The 21,290-nt window shown below is 56.0% G+C and carries 20 protein-coding genes; 17 read left to right on the top strand and 3 right to left on the bottom strand.

Annotated elements, in window-relative coordinates; translation table 11 throughout:
* Positions 1-16 precede the first annotated feature (16 nt).
* The 9 genes from rmuC (at position 17) to hemB (ending at position 8,372) form a co-directional block, all read left to right on the top strand.
* Positions 17-1,564, top strand: coding sequence for a DNA recombination protein RmuC (gene rmuC / locus SPL01S_RS19935; protein WP_062869244.1), 1,548 nt, complete (start codon positions 17-19; stop codon positions 1,562-1,564).
* Positions 1,565-1,643: 79 nt separating this feature from the next.
* Positions 1,644-2,399, top strand: coding sequence for a bifunctional demethylmenaquinone methyltransferase/2-methoxy-6-polyprenyl-1,4-benzoquinol methylase UbiE (gene ubiE, locus SPL01S_RS19930; RefSeq protein WP_004951027.1), 756 nt, complete (start codon positions 1,644-1,646; stop codon positions 2,397-2,399).
* A 13-nt stretch (positions 2,400-2,412) separates the two neighbouring features.
* Positions 2,413-3,021 carry a ubiquinone biosynthesis protein UbiJ gene (gene ubiJ / locus SPL01S_RS19925; protein ID WP_013811105.1) on the top strand — a complete coding sequence of 203 codons (609 nt, stop codon included), beginning with the start codon at positions 2,413-2,415 and terminating at the stop codon, positions 3,019-3,021.
* The gene (gene ubiB, locus SPL01S_RS19920) at positions 3,018-4,649 is read left to right on the top strand and encodes a ubiquinone biosynthesis regulatory protein kinase UbiB (RefSeq protein WP_006323097.1); all 1,632 of its coding nucleotides are present in this window, start codon (positions 3,018-3,020) and stop codon (positions 4,647-4,649) included. Before ubiJ ends, ubiB begins: the two co-directional genes overlap by 4 nt.
* Positions 4,650-4,728: 79 nt before the next feature.
* Positions 4,729-4,992, top strand: coding sequence for a Sec-independent protein translocase subunit TatA (gene tatA / locus SPL01S_RS19915; RefSeq protein ID WP_006323098.1), 264 nt, complete (start codon positions 4,729-4,731; stop codon positions 4,990-4,992).
* 3 nt (positions 4,993-4,995) lie between these two features.
* Positions 4,996-5,574, top strand: a complete 579-nt coding sequence (gene tatB / locus SPL01S_RS19910; RefSeq protein ID WP_062790056.1) for a Sec-independent protein translocase protein TatB — start codon at positions 4,996-4,998, stop codon at positions 5,572-5,574.
* A 3-nt stretch (positions 5,575-5,577) separates the two neighbouring features.
* The gene (tatC, locus tag SPL01S_RS19905; RefSeq protein ID WP_004951035.1) at positions 5,578-6,348 is read left to right on the top strand and encodes a Sec-independent protein translocase subunit TatC; all 771 of its coding nucleotides are present in this window, start codon (positions 5,578-5,580) and stop codon (positions 6,346-6,348) included.
* 204 nt (positions 6,349-6,552) lie between these two features.
* Positions 6,553-7,335, top strand: coding sequence for a 3'-5' ssDNA/RNA exonuclease TatD (tatD, locus tag SPL01S_RS19900; RefSeq protein WP_063202474.1), 783 nt, complete (start codon positions 6,553-6,555; stop codon positions 7,333-7,335).
* A gap of 14 nt (positions 7,336-7,349) precedes the next feature.
* Positions 7,350-8,372: a porphobilinogen synthase gene (gene hemB / locus SPL01S_RS19895; RefSeq protein WP_062869245.1), complete on the top strand. Its 1,023-nt coding sequence runs from the start codon at positions 7,350-7,352 to the stop codon at positions 8,370-8,372.
* Between the two features lie 47 nt (positions 8,373-8,419).
* Here hemB and rfaH read toward each other — a convergent pair whose 3' ends face one another.
* A complete protein-coding gene (gene rfaH, locus SPL01S_RS19890) occupies positions 8,420-8,908 on the bottom strand; it encodes a transcription/translation regulatory transformer protein RfaH (RefSeq protein WP_004951038.1) in 489 nt (162 codons plus the stop codon).
* A 245-nt stretch (positions 8,909-9,153) separates the two neighbouring features.
* Between rfaH and pepE the strand changes: the two genes are divergently transcribed.
* From pepE to fre, 3 genes are all read left to right on the top strand, one after another.
* Complete coding sequence (pepE, locus tag SPL01S_RS19885; protein WP_063202415.1) at positions 9,154-9,879, top strand: dipeptidase PepE; 726 nt, start codon at positions 9,154-9,156, stop codon at positions 9,877-9,879.
* 88 nt (positions 9,880-9,967) lie between these two features.
* Positions 9,968-11,464 (top strand): 4-hydroxy-3-polyprenylbenzoate decarboxylase, encoded by a 1,497-nt coding sequence (ubiD, locus tag SPL01S_RS19880; RefSeq protein WP_111738389.1) that lies wholly within the window; start codon positions 9,968-9,970, stop codon positions 11,462-11,464.
* Between the two features lie 49 nt (positions 11,465-11,513).
* Positions 11,514-12,215, top strand: a complete 702-nt coding sequence (fre, locus tag SPL01S_RS19875; protein WP_004951041.1) for an NAD(P)H-flavin reductase — start codon at positions 11,514-11,516, stop codon at positions 12,213-12,215.
* Between the two features lie 172 nt (positions 12,216-12,387).
* Here fre and fadA read toward each other — a convergent pair whose 3' ends face one another.
* Positions 12,388-13,551, bottom strand: a complete 1,164-nt coding sequence (gene fadA, locus SPL01S_RS19870; RefSeq protein WP_004951042.1) for an acetyl-CoA C-acyltransferase FadA — start codon at positions 13,549-13,551, stop codon at positions 12,388-12,390.
* Between the two features lie 10 nt (positions 13,552-13,561).
* Complete coding sequence (gene fadB / locus SPL01S_RS19865) at positions 13,562-15,751, bottom strand: fatty acid oxidation complex subunit alpha FadB (RefSeq protein ID WP_063202413.1); 2,190 nt, start codon at positions 15,749-15,751, stop codon at positions 13,562-13,564.
* Between the two features lie 234 nt (positions 15,752-15,985).
* Between fadB and SPL01S_RS19860 the strand changes: the two genes are divergently transcribed.
* The 5 genes from SPL01S_RS19860 to hemG all read left to right on the top strand — a co-directional run bounded on the left by SPL01S_RS19860 (position 15,986) and on the right by hemG (position 21,283).
* Positions 15,986-17,182, top strand: a complete 1,197-nt coding sequence (locus tag SPL01S_RS19860) for an MFS transporter (RefSeq protein WP_062869248.1) — start codon at positions 15,986-15,988, stop codon at positions 17,180-17,182.
* Positions 17,183-17,295: 113 nt separating this feature from the next.
* A complete protein-coding gene (gene pepQ / locus SPL01S_RS19855) occupies positions 17,296-18,627 on the top strand; it encodes a Xaa-Pro dipeptidase (protein ID WP_006323112.1) in 1,332 nt (443 codons plus the stop codon).
* Complete coding sequence (locus SPL01S_RS19850) at positions 18,627-19,241, top strand: IMPACT family protein (RefSeq protein WP_004951048.1); 615 nt, start codon at positions 18,627-18,629, stop codon at positions 19,239-19,241. The genes pepQ and SPL01S_RS19850 overlap by 1 nt, the downstream gene beginning before the upstream one ends.
* 34 nt (positions 19,242-19,275) lie before the next feature.
* Positions 19,276-20,727, top strand: a complete 1,452-nt coding sequence (gene trkH / locus SPL01S_RS19845) for a Trk system potassium transporter TrkH (protein WP_004951050.1) — start codon at positions 19,276-19,278, stop codon at positions 20,725-20,727.
* 22 nt (positions 20,728-20,749) lie between these two features.
* Positions 20,750-21,283: a menaquinone-dependent protoporphyrinogen IX dehydrogenase gene (gene hemG / locus SPL01S_RS19840; protein ID WP_063202411.1), complete on the top strand. Its 534-nt coding sequence runs from the start codon at positions 20,750-20,752 to the stop codon at positions 21,281-21,283.
* Positions 21,284-21,290: the final 7 nt, after the last annotated feature.

Genomic DNA, 21,290 nt, shown 5'->3' with positions numbered 1-21,290 from the left:
CTTAACAGGAGGCAGGGTGGATACCAGTTTGGTTTACGGTGTGGGCGGGGTAGTGGTCGGCATACTGTTGGGGTGGTTGATCGCCAGCCTGCGCATGCAGCAGGCCCATGCGCAGCATGAAACCGAGCTGCGGCTGCTGGAACAGTCGTTGCAGCAGGCACAGCAGGAAACGGCGGCCCGGCAGGACGTTCTGCAACGCAATGAACAGCAAATGCGGCAAACCGATTTGGAACTGCGCAATTTGCACAGCCAATTGGCGGCCGGGCACGAAAAGCTGCAACAACTCAATCACTGGCGCACCGAATGCGAACTGCTTAATCAGGAGCTGCGCGCCCAACGCGAGGTCAACAGCGCTCAGGAAGCCGAACTGCGGGAAGTGACCATCCGTCTGGAAGAGACCCGCATGGCGGCGGAAGAGAAGCAGCGTTTGCTGATCAACAGCGAACAACGGCTCACCACCCAGTTTGAAAACCTGGCCAACCGCATCTTCGAACACAGCGGGCGCAAGGTGAACGAACAGAACCAGCAAAGCCTGGATCGCCTGCTGCTGCCGTTGCGCGAACAACTGGACGGTTTCCGCCGTCAGGTGCAGGACAGCTTTGGCCAGGAAGCCCGCGAACGTCATACTCTGACCCATGAAATACGTAACCTGCAGCAACTCAACGCACAAATGGCGCGCGAGGCGATTAACCTCACCAAGGCACTGAAAGGCGACAATAAAACCCAGGGCAATTGGGGGGAGGTGGTGCTGAGTCGGGTGCTGGAAGCCTCGGGTTTGCGCGAGGGGCACGAGTATGAAACTCAGGTTAATGTGCGGCTGGATCATCAAAGCCGTATGCAGCCTGACGTTATTGTGCGTCTGCCGCAGGGCAAGGATGTTGTGATCGATGCGAAAATGTCGCTGGTCGCCTACGAGCGTTATTTCAACAGTGAAGACGACGCGGAACGCGAGGCGGCGCTGAGCGAGCATATCGCCTCGTTGCGCGGCCATATCCGCTTGCTGGGGCGCAAAGATTATCAACAGTTGCCCGGCCTGCGTTCACTGGACTATGTGTTGATGTTTATTCCGGTGGAGCCGGCTTTCCTGCTGGCCATCGACCGGGAGCCGGAATTGATAAGCGAAGCGCTTAAACACAATATTATGCTGGTCAGCCCGACCACGCTGTTGGTGGCGCTTCGCACCATCACCAACCTGTGGCGCTATGAGCACCAGAGCCAGAATGCTCAGCGCATTGCCGACCGGGCGGCACGGCTGTATGACAAGATGCGGCTGTTTGTCGACGACATGTCGGCGCTGGGGCAGAGCCTGGACAAGGCCCAGGGGAGTTATCGCCAGGCGATGAACAAACTGAGCGAAGGCCGTGGTAATCTTATCGGCCAAACCGAAGGGTTCCGCGCGCTGGGGGTTGAGGTGAAACGACCGATCAATCCGTTGCTGGCACAGCAAGCCGGCGCGCAGCATTATGATGAAGATGAGGCAGCGGATGACGATGACGTCAGCGCGTTGCCGCAGGCGGAAGACGATGATTCCGCCGAAGAACCACGCTCCGCTTCGCAGGCATGACAGCCGCCTTGAGGTGGGGTATTCCGTGGGGTTCTGGTACACTCGACCACACAAAATTGACTGAATAGCAGGCAGGACAATGGCAGATCAATCGCAGGAAACCACAGATTTCGGTTTTCGCACCGTAGCTAGAGACGAAAAACAGGCCATGGTGGCAGACGTTTTTCATTCGGTAGCGGCAAAGTATGACGTGATGAACGACCTGATGTCGTTTGGCATCCACCGTATCTGGAAGCGGTTTACCATTGACTGCAGCGGCGTGCGCCGTGGGCAGCGCGTACTGGATCTGGCCGGCGGCACCGGCGATCTGGCCGCCAAGTTCTCCCGCATGGTCGGTGAGCAAGGGCAGGTAGTGCTGGCGGACATTAACGACTCCATGCTGAAGATGGGCCGCGAGAAGCTGCGCGATCGCGGCATTATCGGCAACATCAGCTATGTGCAGGCTAATGCCGAAGCGCTGCCGTTCCCGGATAACTATTTTGATTGCATCACCATTTCCTTCGGCCTGCGCAACGTCACCGACAAAGACAAAGCGCTGCGTTCGATGTTCCGCGTGCTGAAGCCAGGCGGCCGCCTGCTGGTGCTGGAGTTCTCCAAACCGCTGCTTGCCCCGCTGAGCAAAGCCTATGATGCCTATTCGTTCCACGTGCTGCCGAAAATCGGCGAGCTGGTGGTGAAGGATCCGGAAAGCTACCGTTATCTGGCCGAGTCGATCCGTATGCACCCCGATCAGGAAACGCTGAAAGGTATGATGGGAGCCGCCGGTTTTGACAACGTGACCTATTTCAATCTGACCGGCGGTATCGTGGCCCTGCATCGTGGCTTCAAGTTCTGATATGGACATGCCGATGCTGCTAACCCCCTTGTTGACCGGCGCGCTGGAGACATCGCTCAATAGCCTGCTGTTCCGCGATCGCAGTATGAAGGCCGCCCGTCTGCGGTTGGCCGGGAAAATACTGCGTATTGAGTTGCAGGAACTTGCTTCGCCGCTGGTGTTGATATTCAGCGAACAGCGGGTGGACGTGCTTGGCCAGTCTGAAGATACCGCCGATTGCACGGTGCGCAGTCGGGTATCGGTGTTGTTGAAGTTGCGCGATCGTCAGCAGCTTTCGCCATTGATGCGCAGCGGCGAGTTGATCGTCGAGGGCGATATTCAGGTGGTGCAGCAACTGGTGGGGCTGCTTGATCTGGCAGAGTGGGATCCGGCGGAATGGCTGGCGCCCTATATCGGTGATATCGCCGCGCAGGGTATTACCCAGGTGCTCGGTAAAGGCGCAAGCCTGTTGAGATCGGGGTTGCAGCGTCAACAGCATTACGTGGCGGAAACCCTGACCGAAGAGTGGCGCGTGGCGCCGGGGCCGCTGGAAGTGGTGTGGTTCAACGAGGAAGTTGACGCCACCGTTCGCAGCGCCGAAGCGCTGATTGCCCGCATGGACAAGTTGGAGGGTAAACGATGACCCCTGGCGAACTACGCCGCCTGTATTTGATCGTCCGCGTTTTTCTCAGCTATGGCCTGGATGAGCTGATCCCCAAGATGCGCCTGACGTTGCCGTTGCGTTTTGGCCGCCGTCTGCTGTTTTGGATGCCAAACCGCCATGCAGATAAGCCTCTGGGCGAGCGTTTGCGCCTGGCTCTGCAAGAGCTGGGGCCGGTATGGATCAAGTTCGGCCAGATGATGTCCACTCGCCGCGACCTGTTCCCTCCGCAGATTGCCGATCAACTGACCTTGCTGCAGGATCGGGTTGCGCCGTTCGACGGCGCGTTGGCGCGCAAGCACATCGAATTGGCGATGGGTGGCCCGCTGGAAACCTGGTTCGACGATTTTGACCAGCAGGCGCTGGCATCTGCATCGATAGCACAGGTGCATACTGCACGCCTGAAAACTACCGGGCAGGAAATTGTGCTGAAGGTCATTCGGCCGGATATTGGGCCTATCATCAAGGCCGATGTTCGCCTGATGTATCGTTTGGCCGGCTGGGTGCCGAAACTGATGCCGGATGGGCGTCGTTTGCGGCCGCGTGAAGTGGTGCGCGAGTACGAAAAAACCCTGCTGGACGAACTGAATCTGCTGCGTGAAGCGGCAAATGCCATCCAGCTGCGCCGTAATTTTGATGGCAGCCCGATGCTGTACGTACCGGAGGTTTACTCCGATTACTGCCGTGAAAGCGTGCTGGTGATGGAGCGCATCTACGGTATCCCGGTTTCGGATATCGCTACGCTGGAAAAACAGGGCACCAACATGAAATTGTTGGCGGAGCGTGGGGTGCAGGTGTTCTTTACCCAGGTATTTCGCGACAGCTTTTTCCATGCGGACATGCATCCCGGTAATATTTTTGTCAGCTACGATCACCCTGAAGATCCCTGTTATATCGGCATTGACTGCGGCATCGTCGGCTCGTTGAACAAAGACGACAAACGCTATCTGGCGGAAAACTTTATCGCCTTCTTCAACCGCGATTACCGCAAAGTGGCTGAGCTGCACGTCGATTCGGGCTGGGTACCGCGTGATACCAACGTAGAGGACTTCGAGTTCGCCATCCGCACCGTGTGCGAGCCGATCTTCGAGAAGCCGTTGGAGGAAATTTCGTTTGGCAACGTGCTGTTGAACCTGTTCAATACCGCACGCCGCTTCAATATGGAAGTGCAGCCGCAACTGGTGTTATTGCAGAAGACCTTGCTGTATGTTGAAGGCTTGGGGCGGCAGCTCTATCCGAAGTTGGATTTATGGACCACTGCCAAGCCGTTTCTTGAAAGTTGGATGCGCGATCAGGTCGGCATACCGGCGGTGATTCGCGCCCTGAAGGAAAAAGCGCCGTTTTGGGCGGAGAAACTGCCTGAACTGCCTGAATTATTTTACGATAGTTTGCAGCAGCATAAACGGTTGCAACAAAGCGTTGATAAGCTGACCCATCAGATGCAGGGCCAGCGTGTTCGTCAGGGGCAATCGCGTTATTTGTTCGGCGTTGGCGCTACACTGTTAGTAAGCGGTACGATTTTGCTGTTAGGGAAGGTTGAGATTTTCCCCGCGTGGCTGATGGCTGCCGGCATCGTATCCTGGGTGATTGGCTGGAAGCGAACCACCTGAATTGATTCAAAACTCTGGTAAAAACTGCCGTATAATGCGGTAGATTTTGAAAAACCCTGTAAAAATAGAGGTAACTGCAATGGGCGGTATTAGTATTACGCAATTGTTGATCATCGCGGTGATCGTGGTGCTGCTGTTTGGTACCAAAAAACTCCGTACGCTGGGTTCCGATCTCGGCGCATCCATCAAGGGTTTTAAAAAGGCGATCGGCGACGACAATACGCCTCCGACCAACACGGCTGAGAAAAGCAGCCTGGATGACGCTGACTTCACGGCAAAGCCTATTACCGATAAGCAGCCGGAAGTGAAAACGGAAGAGTCGAAGAACAAAGAGCAGGTATAAACCGTGTTTGACATAGGGTTTAGTGAACTGTTGCTGGTTCTGGTCATTGGCCTGGTGGTACTTGGGCCAGAACGGTTGCCGGTAGCGGTTAGAACAGTTTCGGGTTGGATCCGTGCCCTCCGTTCGTTGGCGGCTTCGGTGCAGAATGAACTCTCTCAGGAACTGAAACTGCAGGAACTGCAAGACAGCCTGAAAAAGGTTGAGAAGGCGGGCCTGCAGAATTTGTCGCCAGAGTTGAAGGCGTCAATGGATGAACTGAAAGACGCGGCGGAATCGCTGAAGCGCTCCTATCATGGCGAAGACAAAGACGAACCTGCGCACACCATTCATAACCCTCTGGTCACAGACCCGGAAGCCATTCATGACGGTGTGACCCCGGCGGAGGCTGCGACCACCGCCGCTTCACCGGCCGCCGTACCGAAACCGGTAGCGCCGGAGCCTGTCGTTGCGGCAACGCCGCAGGCAGTGCAAGCGCCGGCCGCGCAGCCGGTTAAGCAACCTGCTGCGGTGACCGTGGAGGCAACCCCAGAACCTGTTGCGGATAAAACCCCAGCGTCTCACCAACCTAGTGGCGATCGTTAAAACATGGCTGTTGAAGATACCCAACCCCTTATCAGTCATCTGATAGAACTGCGTAAGCGGTTGTTAAACTCGATTATCAGCGTGCTGGTGATCTTCCTGGTGCTGGTTTATTTCGCCAACGACATTTATCAACTGGTGTCTGCGCCACTGATCAAACAGCTGCCTGCCGGGGCGAGCATGATCGCCACCGACGTGGCGTCACCGTTCTTTACCCCCATCAAGCTGACCATGATCGTCTCGGTGTTTGTTTCTGCGCCGGTGATCCTGTATCAGGTCTGGGCCTTTATCGCCCCGGCGCTGTACAAGCATGAACGTCGCCTGATGATGCCTTTGCTGGTCTCCAGCAGCCTGCTGTTTTATCTCGGCATGGCGTTTGCCTATTTTATCGTGTTCCCGCTGGCGTTCGGTTTTTTTGCCAAGACCGCACCGGCTGGGGTCATGATAGCCACCGACATCAATAACTACCTCGATTTTGTCATGGCGCTGTTTATGGCGTTTGGCGTGGCGTTTGAGGTGCCGGTTGCCATTATTCTGCTGTGCTGGAGTGGCGTCACTTCGCCGGAAGACCTGAAAAAGAAACGTCCTTACGTCCTGGTCGGGGCTTTTGTGGTTGGCATGTTGTTAACGCCGCCGGATGTCTTCTCGCAGACCTTGCTGGCGATCCCGATGTATCTGCTGTTTGAAGTGGGCGTGTTCTTTGCCCGGTTCTACACCGGCAAACGCCGCCCGCGACCGGAAGAAGAAGACGAGGGTGACGAACCCCCGGCGGCTTAATCCGCGTTGTGTCTCTAAAGCCGCCCGATGGGCGGCTTTAGATTGATGGCAAACACCCGAAAAACGTGGTTTTCGGATGTTTGGGGTAACCCGTAAAACATAATCCTTTGTTTTTAATTGCACCAAGATCATTACTTTTAAGCGCAGAGGACTTTGTCGGCCGTATCAAGCCGCCCGATGGGCGGCTTTTGCTTTGGAAAAACCATGTTTGATATCGGTGTTAATCTTACCAGCTCACAGTTTGCCAAAGACCGCCCAGCGGTGGTGGAGCGCGCACGCGCCGCAGGGGTGAAGGGGGTGCTGATTACCGGTACCGACCTGCAGGAGAGCCAGGCCGCCAGTGAACTGGCGCAGTCACATGCCGGCTACTGTTGGTCTACTGCCGGTGTGCATCCGCATCAGGCCAGCAGTTGGAACGACCGGGTTGCGGAGCAAATTCACGCCTTGGCCTCCCGGCCAGAGGTGGTCGCTATCGGTGAATGCGGGTTGGATTTCAACCGCAATTTCTCCACCCCGGCGCAGCAGGAAGAGGCTTTCAGCGCCCAGTTGGCGCTGGCCGCAGAGCTGGGGATGCCGGTATTTCTTCATTGCCGCGATGCGCACGCACGTTTTGCCGCGCTGTTGGTGCCGTGGTTGGATAAACTGCCTGCGGCTGTGGTGCACTGTTTTACCGGCACCGCCCAGGAATTAGACAGCTGTCTGTCGCTGGGTCTTTCGATCGGCATTACCGGTTGGGTCTGTGATGAACGGCGTGGCCTGGAGCTGCGAGCGCTGTTGCCGCAGATCCCGGCGGACCGTTTATTGCTGGAAACTGACGCACCCTATCTGTTGCCCCGGGATTTACACCCTAAACCCGCATCTCGCCGCAACGAACCCTGTTTTTTGCCCCATATCGTCCGGCAGGTGGCCACCTGGCGGCAAGAAGATCCTGAATGGTTGGGACAGAAAACCGATGAGAACGCCCGCCGGCTGTTCCGGCTGGTATGAGTTAGGAGAAAACTATGAGCTATGCATTTCCGGGCACCTTTCCAGGCCGCCGTATGCGCCGTGTGCGCCGTCATGATTTCAGCCGTCGTCTGGTGGCGGAGAATCAACTGACGGTTAACGACCTGATTTATCCGGTATTTGTCATGGAAGGCAGTAACCGTCAGGAAGCGGTAGCATCCATGCCCGGCGTATCGCGCATGAGCATCGATTTGTTGATTAAGGAAGCGGAAGCCATCGCCAAGCTTGGCGTGCCGGTGATCTCCCTGTTCCCGGTGATTGAACCTGGCCTGAAGTCATTGCATGCGGAAGAAGCTTATAATCCGGACGGTTTGGTGCAGCGTACGGTGCGTGCGTTGAAAGACGCGGTGCCAGAGCTGGGTGTTCTGACTGACGTGGCGCTGGATCCTTACACCACTCACGGCCAGGATGGCGTGATTGATGAGCACGGCTACGTCATTAACGATATCAGCAAAGATATTCTGGTGCGTCAGGCGTTATCCCATGCGGAAGCCGGAGCGGAAATCGTGGCACCGAGCGATATGATGGACGGCCGTATCGGCGCGATCCGCGATCGTCTGGAGCATCAGGGGCTGATTAATACCCAGATCATGGCGTACTCCGCCAAATATGCCTCCTGCTACTATGGCCCGTTCCGCGATGCGCTCGGTTCCAGCGGCAATCTGAAAGGCGGCAACAAGAAAACCTATCAGATGGACCCTGCCAACAGTGACGAAGCGCTGCAGGAAATTGCGCAAGATCTCCAGGAAGGCGCGGATATGGTGATGGTGAAACCCGGTATGCCTTATCTCGATGTGGTGCGTCGGGTGAAAGACACCTTTGGCGTGCCGACTTTTGCCTATCAGGTTTCTGGTGAATATGCGATGCACATGGCGGCGATTCAGAACGGTTGGTTGCAGGAGCAACCGGCGGTGATGGAGTCGCTGATGTGCTTTAAGCGCGCCGGGGCTGATGGCGTGCTGACCTACTTCGCCAAACGGGTAGCCCAGTGGATGCACGATGAAGCGATGCAGCGCTAAGGCGTGAGTATCCAATAACAAAGGCGCCATTTGGGCGCCTTTTCGCTTTATAACTTTTGGAACTGCCGATTATCGACGCTTTGGCTGACCTGCTTGTTAATCAGGTTCAGCAGCAACATCGAACGCGCTTCCCCGTCCGGCTCGGTGTAAATCGCTTTCAGTCCTTCGAACATGCCGTCGACGATCAGCACGGTATCGCCCGGCTGAGGGGTTTCCGGGTCGAAGTAGGTTTCACAGGTATGAGTCTGCAGCTCTTCGATAACCTTCTGCGGGATGGTCGTCGGCAGCGAGCCAAAGCGCACGAAATGGCTGACACCACGCGTTGCACTGATGGTCGTGGTGTGAATGCGCTCCGGGTCGAACTCCACAAACAGGTAGTTGGGGAACAGAGGCTCGCTGACCGCAATGCGTTTGCCGCGCACGACTTTTTCCAGCGTGATGATCGGGCTCAGGCAGTTCACTTCCTGTCGCACCAGATGTTCCTGCGCCCGTAAAAGTTGGCCGCGTTTGCAATACAGTAAGTACCAAGATTCCATAATTTCACATGCCTTTCTGTCAGCCGGTAAGCATATCAAAAGCCGGTACGGATACATAGTGATGCAAGTTTCCGCTTGTAACAGCCGCTATCTGCATGAATCGACGGCAATTAGCGGAGAGTCACACACTTATTCGCACGGCTTGGGTATAACAGAGGGCTGAAAATTTGTTACCGTCGCAAGTATGCCCTGGCCTGATACGGCCTGATGTGACGTTATTCATCGTTTTTGATTGAGGGGAAGACATGGAGTTATTTCTGTTGAGCAACGGCAAGCTGTCCGGCGAGGATGAATTGTTGGGTTATGCCAAAAGCCGACTGCTGGCGATGATCGAGCGCCACGGGATTACGTCTGCCGTATTCGTCCCTTATGCCTTGATCCGCACTGACTACGATCAGCGTGCGCAGGAACTGGCGCAGACCTTGGGTATCCAGGTGACCAGCATTCATCACGCCGAATCTCCGGCGGCGGCGATTGATCAGGCGCAATGCATTTTGGTCAGCGGCGGCAACACCTGGATGCTGAACCAGATGCTGCATGAAAAGGGCCTGATCGTCCCCATCCAGCGGGCGGTTCGTGAACGTGGTGTACCTTATGTTGGTTGGAGCGCCGGCTGCAACGTCGCTACGCCAAGCATTCGCACCACTAATGATATGCCGGTGCGCAACAGCGTAGTGTTGCCGGCATTGGGTTTGTTCCCGGTACAGATTAACCCGCACTATATTGATGCGCATATCAGCGGCCACATGGGCGAAACCCGCGATGAACGTTTGGCGGAGTTCTGCGCGGTCAATCCGAGCGAATCGGTTGTGGCGCTGCGCGAGGGCAGCCTGCTGCACATTGAGGGCAATGATTTGCGCTATTTCAGCGCCAGAGATCAAGGCTTCAAGGTGTTCCGCCACGGCGTGGAGGCCCGGGAGTATGACAATACGCAGGCGCTACGCCCGCTGGTGCCATTCACGTGCCACTGAGAACCGGCGATGTCTTTACCGGTGTTTAACAAAAGTGCAGCAACAACCGTGAAGAGGGCTTATAATGCCCTCCTCACTGGCCGTTATAATGATCAGCATGAAATACCGTGACTTACGCGATTTCCTCTCGTTGCTGGAAAAGAGAGGAGAACTAAAACGCATCAGCCAGCCGATTGATCCCTATCTGGAAATGACAGAAATTGCCGATCGTACTTTACGTGCGGGCGGCCCGGCGTTGCTGTTCGAAAACCCGAAAGGGTATGACATGCCGGTACTGTGCAATCTGTTCGGCACGGCCAATCGCGTGGCGATGGGCATGGGCCAGGAGGATGTCAGTTCCTTGCGCGAGGTCGGCAAACTGCTGGCGTTTCTTAAAGAGCCGGAGCCGCCGAAGGGGTTTCGCGATCTGTTCGACAAGCTGCCGAAGTTCAAGCAAGTGCTGAATATGCCGACCAAGGTGCTGGGCTCCGCACCTTGCCAGGAGCAGGTATGGCAGGGCGATGACGTCGATCTCGGCCGCATTCCGGTGATGCACTGCTGGCCTGAAGACGCCGCACCGCTCATCACCTGGGGGTTGACCGTTACCCGCGGGCCGCAAAAAGAGCGGCAGAACCTGGGCATTTACCGTCAGCAGGTGCTGGGCAAGAATAAAGTGATCATGCGTTGGCTGTCGCACCGCGGCGGCGCGTTGGATTACCAGGAATGGTGCCAGGCGCATCCCGGTGAGCGTTTCCCGGTTGCGGTCGCATTGGGTGCAGATCCCGCCACTATCCTCGGTGCCGTCACGCCGGTGCCGGACAACCTGTCTGAATATGCCTTTGCCGGGTTGTTGCGCGGCAATAAAACCGAAGTGGTCAAGTGCATTTCCTGCGATCTGGAAGTGCCCGCCAGTGCGGAAATCGTGTTGGAAGGCTACATTGAGCCGGGTGAAATGGCGCCAGAAGGTCCGTATGGCGATCACACCGGTTACTACAACGAGATAGATCACTTCCCGGTATTCACCATTACCCACATCACCCAGCGTCGCGACGCAATTTATCACTCGACCTACACAGGCCGTCCGCCGGATGAGCCGGCGGTCTTGGGTGTGGCGCTGAACGAAGTCTTTGTTCCCATCTTGCAAAAGCAGTTCCCGGAAATCGTAGATTTCTATCTGCCGCCAGAAGGCTGCTCTTACCGCCTGGCGGTGGTGACTATCAAGAAACAGTATGCCGGTCACGCCAAGCGCGTGATGATGGGCGTCTGGTCGTTCCTGCGTCAGTTTATGTACACCAAGTTTGTTATCGTCTGTGATGATGACATTAACGCACGTGACTGGAATGATGTGATTTGGGCGATCACCACCAGAATGGATCCGGCAAGGGATACCGTAATGGTGGAAAACACGCCGATCGATTATCTGGACTTCGCTTCCCCGGTTTCCGGATTGGGATCGAAGATGGGGCTGGATGCCACCAATAAATGGCCGGGTGAAACCCAGCGCGAATGGGGCCGTCCAATTCAGATGGATGAAAAGGTGCGTGCGCGCGTCGATGAAATCTGGGATGAGCTCGCAATTTTCAGTGACAGAGAACCGACGCTGTAGCGCAGGCTCTGTTCTCAGTTTTGCATTGATGACCCGACAGAGGGAACGCATGACAATATTGAGCTGTAAAGTGACCTCCGTAGAGGCCATTACCGATACGGTTTATCGGGTACGTTTGGTGCCAGAAGCGCCGTTTTCTTTCAAGGCAGGACAGTATCTGATGGTGGTGATGGATGAGCGCGACAAGCGTCCTTTCTCACTGGCATCGACGCCTTCACAGCAAGAATATATCGAGCTGCATATCGGTGCTTCGGAGCTGAATCTGTACGCTATGGCGGTGATGGATCGCATCCTGAAAGAGCAGGCGATTACCGTTGATATTCCGCATGGCGATGCCTGGCTACGTGAAAACGGTAGCCGTCCGTTGGTGTTGATCGCCGGCGGTACCGGTTTCTCCTATGCACGCTCAATTCTGCTGACTGCGCTGGAGCAACAACCGGACCGCGATATCTCTATCTATTGGGGCGGGCGCGAACTGAAGCACCTGTATGATTTGAGTGAGCTGGAAGCGCTGTCGTTGCAGCACCCGAACCTGAAGGTGATCCCGGTGGTCGAACAGCCGGAAGACGAGTGGCGTGGCCGCAGCGGCACGGTGCTCAGTGCGGTATTGCAGGATTTCGGCACGCTGGCGGAACACGATATTTATATTGCCGGCCGGTTCGAGATGGCCAAAATTGCCCGCGAGCGTTTCTGCGTTGAACGCGGTGCGCAGGAAGCGCATATGTTTGGCGACGCCTTCTCGTTCATCTGAGGCGTAAAGTTGGCATAAAGTGGGGTAGCCGGTGGCTGCCCTTTTTTATTGAGGCGCCTGTAGATTTCAGGCATAAAAAAACCCGCCCCTGACAGGCGGGAAGTACGGCAACTAAACTTGTCGGGATGCTGCGGTTTGAATGAGTTACGCAGTCATCCCAAGATAGACACAGCTAAACGCGTTCAAATACGGTGGCAATCCCCTGACCCAGGCCGATACACATGGTCGCCAGACCAAATTGCACGTCACGGCGTTCCATGTTGTTCAAAAGCGTGGTGGAGATACGTGAACCCGAGCAGCCCAGCGGGTGGCCCAAGGCAATGGCGCCGCCGTTCAGGTTAATTTTATCGTCGATGCTGTCCAACAGCCCCAGATCCTTGATGCAGGGCAGTGACTGGGCGGCAAAGGCTTCATTCAATTCAAACAGATCGATGTCCTGTATGCTCAGGCCGGCGCGCTTCAGCGCCAGTTTGCTGGCCGGTACCGGGCCATAACCCATAATGGACGGATCGCAACCGACCACCGCCATAGAACGAATGCGGGCACGGGCTTTCAGGCCGAGCGCTTTGGCGCGTGACTCGCTCATCAGCAACATGGCGGATGCGCCGTCGGATAAGGCCGAAGAGGTGCCGGCGGTTACGGTGCCATTGACCGGATCGAACGCCGGGCGCAGCGCCGCCAGGCTGGCAACGGTGGTTTCCGGGCGAATGACTTCGTCGTAGTCATAACGGGTGAGCACGCCATCGGCGTCATGGCCGGTGGTGGGGATGATTTCATTTTTGAAGTAACCGGCCAGGGTGGCGGCGTGCGCACGTTGGTGCGAGCGTGCCGCGAATTCATCCTGCATCTGGCGGCTGATATTGTGCATCTTGGCCAGCATTTCGGCGGTCAGACCCATCATACCGGCGGCTTTCGCTACGCTGCGGCTCAGGCCAGGGTGGAAATCGACGCCGTGATTCATCGGCACGTGGCCCATGTGTTCAACGCCGCCAATCAGGCTAACCTGCGCATCGCCGACCATAATGGCGCGTGCTGCGTCGTGCAGAGCCTGCATGGACGAGCCGCACAGTCGGTTGACGGTAACGGCCGGTACGCTATGCGGGATTTCGGCCAGCAGCGAGGCATTACGGGCAATGTTAAACCCCTGTTCCAGCGTTTGTTGCACGCAGCCCCAGTAAATATCGTCAATTTCGGCGGCGTCCAGAGCCGGATTACGGCTCAGCACGGCACGCATCAGGTGAGCGGAAAGATCTTCAGCGCGTACCTGGCGGAAAGCGCCGCCCTTGGAGCGGCCCATCGGCGTGCGTACGGCGTCAACAATAACTACGTTTTCCATCTTTATGACCTCATGCCGGTTGGCCAGTGGCGATATCGGACAATGGCGTCGCCACCGGGTAGTAGCTTTCATTGCGTTCAGCTTTGGTGCGCAGGCCGGCGGGCACTTGATACAGAGCGCCAAGATGCGCGTAACGCTGGGCCAGTTCGACATAGTTTGCGGTGCCAAGCGTATCCAGGTAACGGAACGCCCCACCGTGGAACGGAGGGAACCCGATGCCGTAAACCAACGCCATATCGGCTTCAGCCGGGCTGGCGATGATGTTCTCTTCCAGGCAGCGCACCACTTCGTTGATCATCGGGATCATCATTCGAGCGATAATTTCTTCATCGCTGATGGTTTGGCGCGGCTGGGAGACTGCGGCCAACAGCGCATCGGTCTGCTCATCGTTATCTTTACGCGGCTTGCCTTTGTTGTCCTGGCTGTAACGGTAGAAGCCCAACTGGTTTTTCTGACCAAAACGTTGGTTGTCGAACATCACGTCAATGGCGTCGCGGTAATCTTTGCCCATACGCTCCGGGAAACCGGCAGCCATCACCGCCTGGGCATGGTGCGCGGTATCGATCCCCACCACGTCGAGCAGGTAAGCCGGGCCCATTGGCCAGCCAAACTGTTTTTCCATTACCTTATCGATTTGGCGGAAATCCACCCCATCGCGCAGCAGCATGCTGAAGCCGGCAAAATAGGGGAACAGTACGCGGTTGACGAAGAACCCCGGGCAGTCGTTGACCACGATCGGCGTTTTGCCCATGCGGGTGGCGTAGGCCACTACGGCGGCGATGGTGTTGTCGCTGGTCTGCTCGCCACGGATGATTTCCACCAGCGGCATGCGATGCACCGGGTTAAAGAAGTGCATGCCACAGAAGTTTTGCGGGCGCTTCAGTGATTTTGCCAGGTGATTAATCGGAATGGTCGAGGTATTGGATGCCAGCACTGTGTCTTCACCGATCAGACCTTCCACCTCGGACAACACTGCTGCTTTGATCTTCGGATTCTCGACCACGGCTTCAACGATCACCTGTGCGCGTTCGATACCGGCATAATCCAGCGTCGGCTGAATGGTCGACAGCACCTGCGCCATCTTCATGCCGTCCAGCTTGCCGCGCTCCAGCTGTTTGTTCAGCAGTTTGGCGGCTTCGTTCATGCCGAGCGCCAGGGATTTGTCGCTGATGTCTTTCATTATCACCGGCACGCCTTTCAGCGCTGACTGGTAAGCGATGCCGCCGCCCATAATGCCTGCGCCCAATACCGCAGCCTGCTTCGGCGCTTCCGCGTTTTTGGCCAGCTTTTTCGCCTGGCTTTTCACAAACTGATCGTTGAGGAAGATACCGACCAGTGCGCGCGCTTCGTTGGAACGCGCCAACGGCACAAAGCTGGCGGTTTCCAATTTCAAGGCTTCATCGCGGCCCAATTTGGCGGCGGCTTCGATGGTTTTAACCGCGGTCATCGGCGCTGGATAATGTTTGCCTGCGGTTTGCAGCACCATGCCTTTGGCGGTGGTGAAGCTCATGGCCGCTTCGATTGGGCTGAGTTTCAACGGATCGAGTTTCGGTTGACGATAGGCACGCCAGTCCAAGTGACCGTCAATAGCCTGTTGCAGCATTTTCAGCGCGGCTTCTACCAATTTCTCCGGTGCGACCACCGCATCCACCAGACCGACCTTCAGTGCGTCTTTGGCGCTGACGTCTTTACCGGCGGCGATAATCTCCAGCGCGCTGTCGTTACCCAACAGGCGTGGCAAGCGAACGGAACCGCCGAAGCCCGGCATAATGCCCAGCTTGGTTTCCGGCAGGCCAATGCGCGCATCGGGAGAGGCGACCCTGAAGTCGGTTGCCAGAATGCATTCGCAGCCGCCACCGAGCGCATAGCCGTTAATGGCCGAAATGGTCGGTACCGGCAGATCTTCCAGTCGGTTAAAGGTCGCGTTGGCGAAGGCCAGCCATTGGTGCAGTTTTTCAGCCGGAGCCGCGAACAGCGAAAGGAATTCGGTGATATCGGCACCGACAATAAATGCGGCCTTGCTGGAACGCACCAGCAGCCCTTTCAGCCCGGTCTGTTTTTCCAGTACGTCGAGCGCTTCGCCCAGGCTGGCAACGGTGCGGGTATCCAGCTTGTTTATCGAGCCTGGGGCATTGAACACCAACTCGGCGATGCCGTTATCGAGCCAGTGCAGTTGTAATGTTTCGCCTTGGTAGAGCATGTCTATCTCCTGAATCAGCGTTTGATCTGGTATGACCAGATGATGAGGAGTGTGGTTTTTATGTTAACAATATGCAAACCAGAGATTGCGTTTTTGCAAAGCGGATCACATGAGCTAAGTTTAAGGTATTGATTTTATATGAAATTATATTTTAGGCGTTCTTGTCATTTGCCGGGAGCCAAAAGGCTCAATACACTTGCCCGAGATAGAGTGCTACCCACGCAGAGGTGCTGGATGACTAAAGCGATATGTGCAAGACAGAGCGGATTTTGGAGTATTCCCGCCAGAACCATGACGCTGTCGTGTTTGCTGGTCTTTATGGCGCAGATGGCGACAACGGTGTATTTGCCTTCTTTGCCGACGGTGATGCAGGAACTGGCGATGACGCGCCGCGCCACTGAGCTTTCCATATCCCTGTTCGTGATTGGCGCTGCATTGCCAGTGCTGTTCTGGGGGGCCGCGGCCGATCGTTTTGGCCGCCGTCTGCCGCTGACGCTTTCCCTGGTGTTGTTTATCGGTTGCAGCGCGCTGTTGGCGTTTTGTCACAATGGCATCCAATTGTTGGTGCTGCGCACTCTGCAGGGCGCTGCTGCCGGTGGGGCGGCGATCATCGCGCGCATTATTGTGCGCGACAACTGGAGCGGGGATGAGCTGGCGCGGCGTCTCTCGGTGCTGTCGATAGCCTTCATCACTGCACTGGGCGGCGGGCAGTTTATTGGCGGGCTGCTCAGCCGGTATTCGCACTGGCAAATGGGTTTTGTGTTAATGGGGCTAACCGGGCTGGCGATCCTGCTGTTAATGGCGACGTTGCCGTTGGAGGCGGGCCGTGCGGTGGGGCAACGGCCTGCAATGGCGGCGACCTATTGGCGTATCCTGCTTCGTCCGGGCTTTTTCTGGCCGGCCTGCGTGGGCGGGGTGGGGTTTGCTACGACGGTAACCTTACAGGAGGTGAGCCCGTTTGTGATGCAGCAGGGCTTTGGCCTCAACGTTACCGCCTTTGGTGCGTTGGGGCTGGTGATCGGCGTGGCTTACTTTACCGGAGCGATGGCGGTGAACCGCACGGTGGCCCGTTTGGGCGGCAAACGGCTGATGCAGGTGGGAACGAGCATGGTCGCATTGGCGACCGTCGCGATTATGCTGTTGTGGTGGAGCGGCATGTTGGTGGGAGTTTCCGGCATGACGATATTCATTACCTTGTATTGCCTGACGATTTTTGGCCAGGCGGTGCTGTTCCCGAATAGCATGGCGATGGCGGTCAGCGACGCTAAAGAACAGGGTGCTTATGCTATGGCGTTATGCGGTTTTCTGCAGCAATGCCTGGCGGGTGTGGCCGCTGCCGGTGCTGTTTTGTTGGAGCATGGTGGTCTGTGGACGGTGGCAATTGCACTGCTTGGTTTACTTGGTTGGTTGATGGTTCAGCGGCGGATGTAACGACGTTTACGCTGATTTGCGAACTGCCCCGCATGCCAGAAGTGATGGGGTTGGTGCGCCAGAGCGGTGTGTTAAGATGGCGCATTCCGTTTTAAGGGTATAAGGGTATTGTGATGGAAACGCTGGCTTCATTGTATAACGACCACCTGGCAGAGCTGCAAAAACGGGCGCGTGAGGTATTGGCGCGCAACAAACTGGATGCTCTGTTGATTCACTCCGGAGAACTGCAACGGGTTTTTCTGGACGACCATAGCTATCCGTTCAAAGTGAATGCGCACTTCAAGGCTTGGGTGCCCGTCACATCGGTACCGAACTGCTGGTTGTGGGTGGATGGCGTTAACAAACCGAAGCTGTGGTTCTATTCGCCAGTTGATTACTGGCACAGCGTTGAGCCGCTGCCGGACAGCTTCTGGACCAAGTCTATCGATCTGTTGCCGCTGGCCAATGCGGATGATATCGCTCAGCAGCTTCCTGCTCAGCGTGAGCGCGTGGGCTATATCGGTTACGGGCAGCAACGCGCCCGCGATCTCGGTATCCCAGCGGAAAACGTGAACCCGAAAGCGGTGCTGAACTACCTGGATTTCCATCGTTCAATCAAAACCGGTTACGAGCAGGCCTGCATGCGCGAAGCGCAAAAGACGGCCGTTATGGGGCACCGTGCGGCCCATGAAGCCTTCCTGTCCGGCATGAGCGAGTTTGACATCAATCAGGCCTACCTCACTGCTACAGGTCACCGCGATACCGATGTGCCTTATGACAATATTGTGGCGCTGAATGAACATGCGGCAGTGTTGCATTACACCAAGCTGAACCATCAGCCGCCAGCCGAATCGCTGAGCTTCCTGCTTGACGCCGGTGCGGAATACAACGGCTATGCCGCCGATTTGACGCGTACCTATGCAGGCCAGAGCGGCAGTGATTTCGCACAGTTGGTGAAGGACCTCAATACCGAGATGTTGGCGCTGGTGGGTACCATCAAAACGGGAGTGCGCTACACCGACTACCATGTGCAGATGCATCAACGTATCGCCAAATTGCTCAAGAACCACAAGCTGGTGAGCGGTATCAGTGAAGAAGCCATGGTGGAACAGGGGATCACCACCCCATTCCTGCCGCATGGCCTTGGCCATCCTCTGGGCTTGCAGGTGCACGATGCCGCCGGCTTTATGCAGGACGAGCAGGGTACGCATCTGGCAGCGCCGTCTAAATATCCGTTCCTGCGTTGTACCCGAGTGTTGCAGCCCGGTATGGTGCTGACTATCGAACCTGGCCTGTATTTTATTGAGTCATTGTTGGCGCCGTGGCGTAGTGGTGAGTTTAGCAAGCACTTTGCCTGGGATCGCATTGATGCGCTGAAACCTTATGGGGGAATGCGTATTGAAGACAATATCGTGATCCACGAGAAGCGTATCGAGAACATGACGCGCGATCTGAATCTGGCCTGATGCAGCCTTATCCGATCCCTGCGGGGCCCGTCAGCGTCAGCGAGGAGATAAAGAAGAGTCGTTTTATCACCTTGTTGGCGCCGACGTGCGGGCCGGATGCAGCAAAGGCATTTATCCAACAGACCCGTGATGAGCACCCGGCGGCACGGCATCATTGTTGGGCGTTTATCGCCGGGCCACCGAATGATTCACAGCAGTTGGGTTTCTCCGACGACGGTGAGCCTTCCGGCACCGCGGGTAAACCGATCCTCGCGCAGCTTATGGGCAGCGGCATAGGTGAAATCACCGCCGTAGTGGTACGTTATTACGGCGGCATCAAGCTGGGCACCGGTGGCTTGGTGCGAGCCTATGGCAGCGGCGTGCAGCAGGCGCTAAAGCAGTTGATTGTGAGCAACAAGGTTCCGCAGGCCGAATATACTTTGCAATGTGACTATGCGCAGCTGGCGCTGGTCGAGAATCTGTTACAGCAAACTGAAGGGCGGATCGTTCAGGGTGAATATGGCGCTTGCGTCATGCTGCACTTGGCTTTGCCGGTAACCGTCGTTGAGACCTTTGGGAAAAAATTACGTGATCTCAGTCGCGGTAATTTGCAATTGATCCCTGTTTCGCAATAATTCCCCCAACTGAATTGCTAAGGATCGTGCTGAAATGCATTTTCGCGCCATAACCCGTATCGTAGGTTTGCTGGTCATCTTATTCTCCGGGACGATGTTTATTCCTGGTCTGGTGGCGTTGATATATCGCGATGGGGCAGGCAGGGCTTTCAGCCAGACCTTCTTTGTGGCGGTGACGATTGGCCTGATCCTGTGGTGGCCTAATCGCAAACAAAAACATGAGCTGAAGCCACGTGAAGGTTTCCTGATTGTAGTGCTGTTCTGGACGGTACTGGGTAGCGTGGGGGCACTGCCATTTTTGTTCTCGGAGCGGCCTAATCTGTCGCTTACTGATGCTTTTTTTGAGTCGTTTTCCGGCTTGACTACCACCGGCGCGACGACGCTGGTGGGGTTGGATTCGTTGCCTAAAGCCATTTTGTTCTACCGGCAGATGCTGCAGTGGATGGGCGGGATGGGGATCATCGTGTTGGCGGTAGCAATATTGCCGATCCTCGGCGTCGGCGGCATGCAGCTGTATCGCGCGGAAATGCCCGGCCCGCTGAAAGATAACAAAATGCGCCCGCGTATTGCCGAAACGGCCAAAACCTTGTGGCTGATCTATGTTCTGTTGACGATTGCCTGTGCGCTGGCGTTATGGGGGGCGGGGATGTCAGTCTTTGACGCTATTGGCCACAGCTTCTCAACCATCGCCATCGGTGGTTTCTCTACCCACGATGCCAGCATCGGTTATTACGCCAGTCCGACCATCAACACCATAATTGCTATTTTCCTGTTGATCTCTGGTTGTAACTACGGCTTGCACTTCGCCCTGTTAAGCGGTCGCAATCTGAAAGTGTACTGGCGCGATCCTGAGTTCCGCATGTTCATTGCCGTGCAATTTACGCTGGTTGTGGTCTGTACTGCGGTCCTGTGGGGCCATGGTGTCTATAAAACCGGCATGGAGACACTTAATCAGGCTTTCTTCCAGGTGGTGTCTATGGCGACGACGGCGGGTTTTACCACTGACAGCATTTCCAAGTGGCCGCTATTCCTGCCTATGTTGCTGTTGTGTTCTGCTTTTATTGGCGGCTGTGCAGGCTCGACCGGCGGCGGTCTGAAGGTTATCCGTATTCTGTTGCTGTATCTGCAAGGCTCGCGGGAGCTGAAAAGGTTGGTGCATCCTAATGCGGTTTATACCATTAAGCTGGGTAACCGTGCTCTGCCGGAAAGGATCCTGGAGGCGGTGTGGGGGTTCTTCTCGGCTTACGCCCTGGTCTTTATCGTCAGCATGTTGGCGATTATCGCCACCGGCGTTGATGACTTCTCCGCCTTTGCCGCCGTAACGGCAACGCTGAATAACCTCGGGCCGGGACTGGGCGTGGTAGCGGATAACTTTACGACTATGCCTGCGGCGGCGAAGTGGATTCTGGTATTGACCATGCTGTTCGGACGACTGGAAGTCTTTACGTTGCTGGTTCTCTTTACGCCAACGTTCTGGCGTGAATGATCCTGATAGAAGGAGTAACGCCGTGAAGGCACTGATTCTTTATTCGAGCCGTGATGGGCAAACGCGTTCTATCGCTTCTTATATAGCAAGTAAATTGCAGGATACATTGGGTTGTGACGTGATTGACTTGTTGCAGGCAGAGAATATCGATCTCAGCCAGTATCAACAGGTGTTGATTGGCGCTTCAGTGCGTTACGGCCATTTCCATCCGGTGCTGGAAAAGTTCGTTAAGCAGCATGCCGACCAGTTGAACCGGATGCCGAGTGCGTTCTTTTCCGTTAACTTGACCGCCCGCAAGGCGGACAAACGTTCGCCGCAGACCAATGCCTATACCCGTAAGTTCCTGCTTTCCTCTCCGTGGCAGCCAAAACAGTGCGTGGTGTTTGCCGGCGCGCTGCGCTACCCGCGTTATCGTTGGTTTGATCGCGTCATGATTCAATTTATTATGCGTATGACGGGAGGAGAAACGGATACCAGTAAAGAAGTGGAGTATACCGATTGGCATCAGGTGGACCGTTTTACTCAAGAGTTTGGTCAAATTCAGTATGAAAAGTGACGGAAAT

The organism is Serratia plymuthica NBRC 102599 (genome assembly GCF_001590925.1).
GTDB lineage: Bacteria > Pseudomonadota > Gammaproteobacteria > Enterobacterales > Enterobacteriaceae > Serratia > Serratia plymuthica.
The sequence above is the reverse complement of the archived record's forward strand: the minus strand, read 5'-3'. Positions and strand labels throughout refer to the sequence as shown.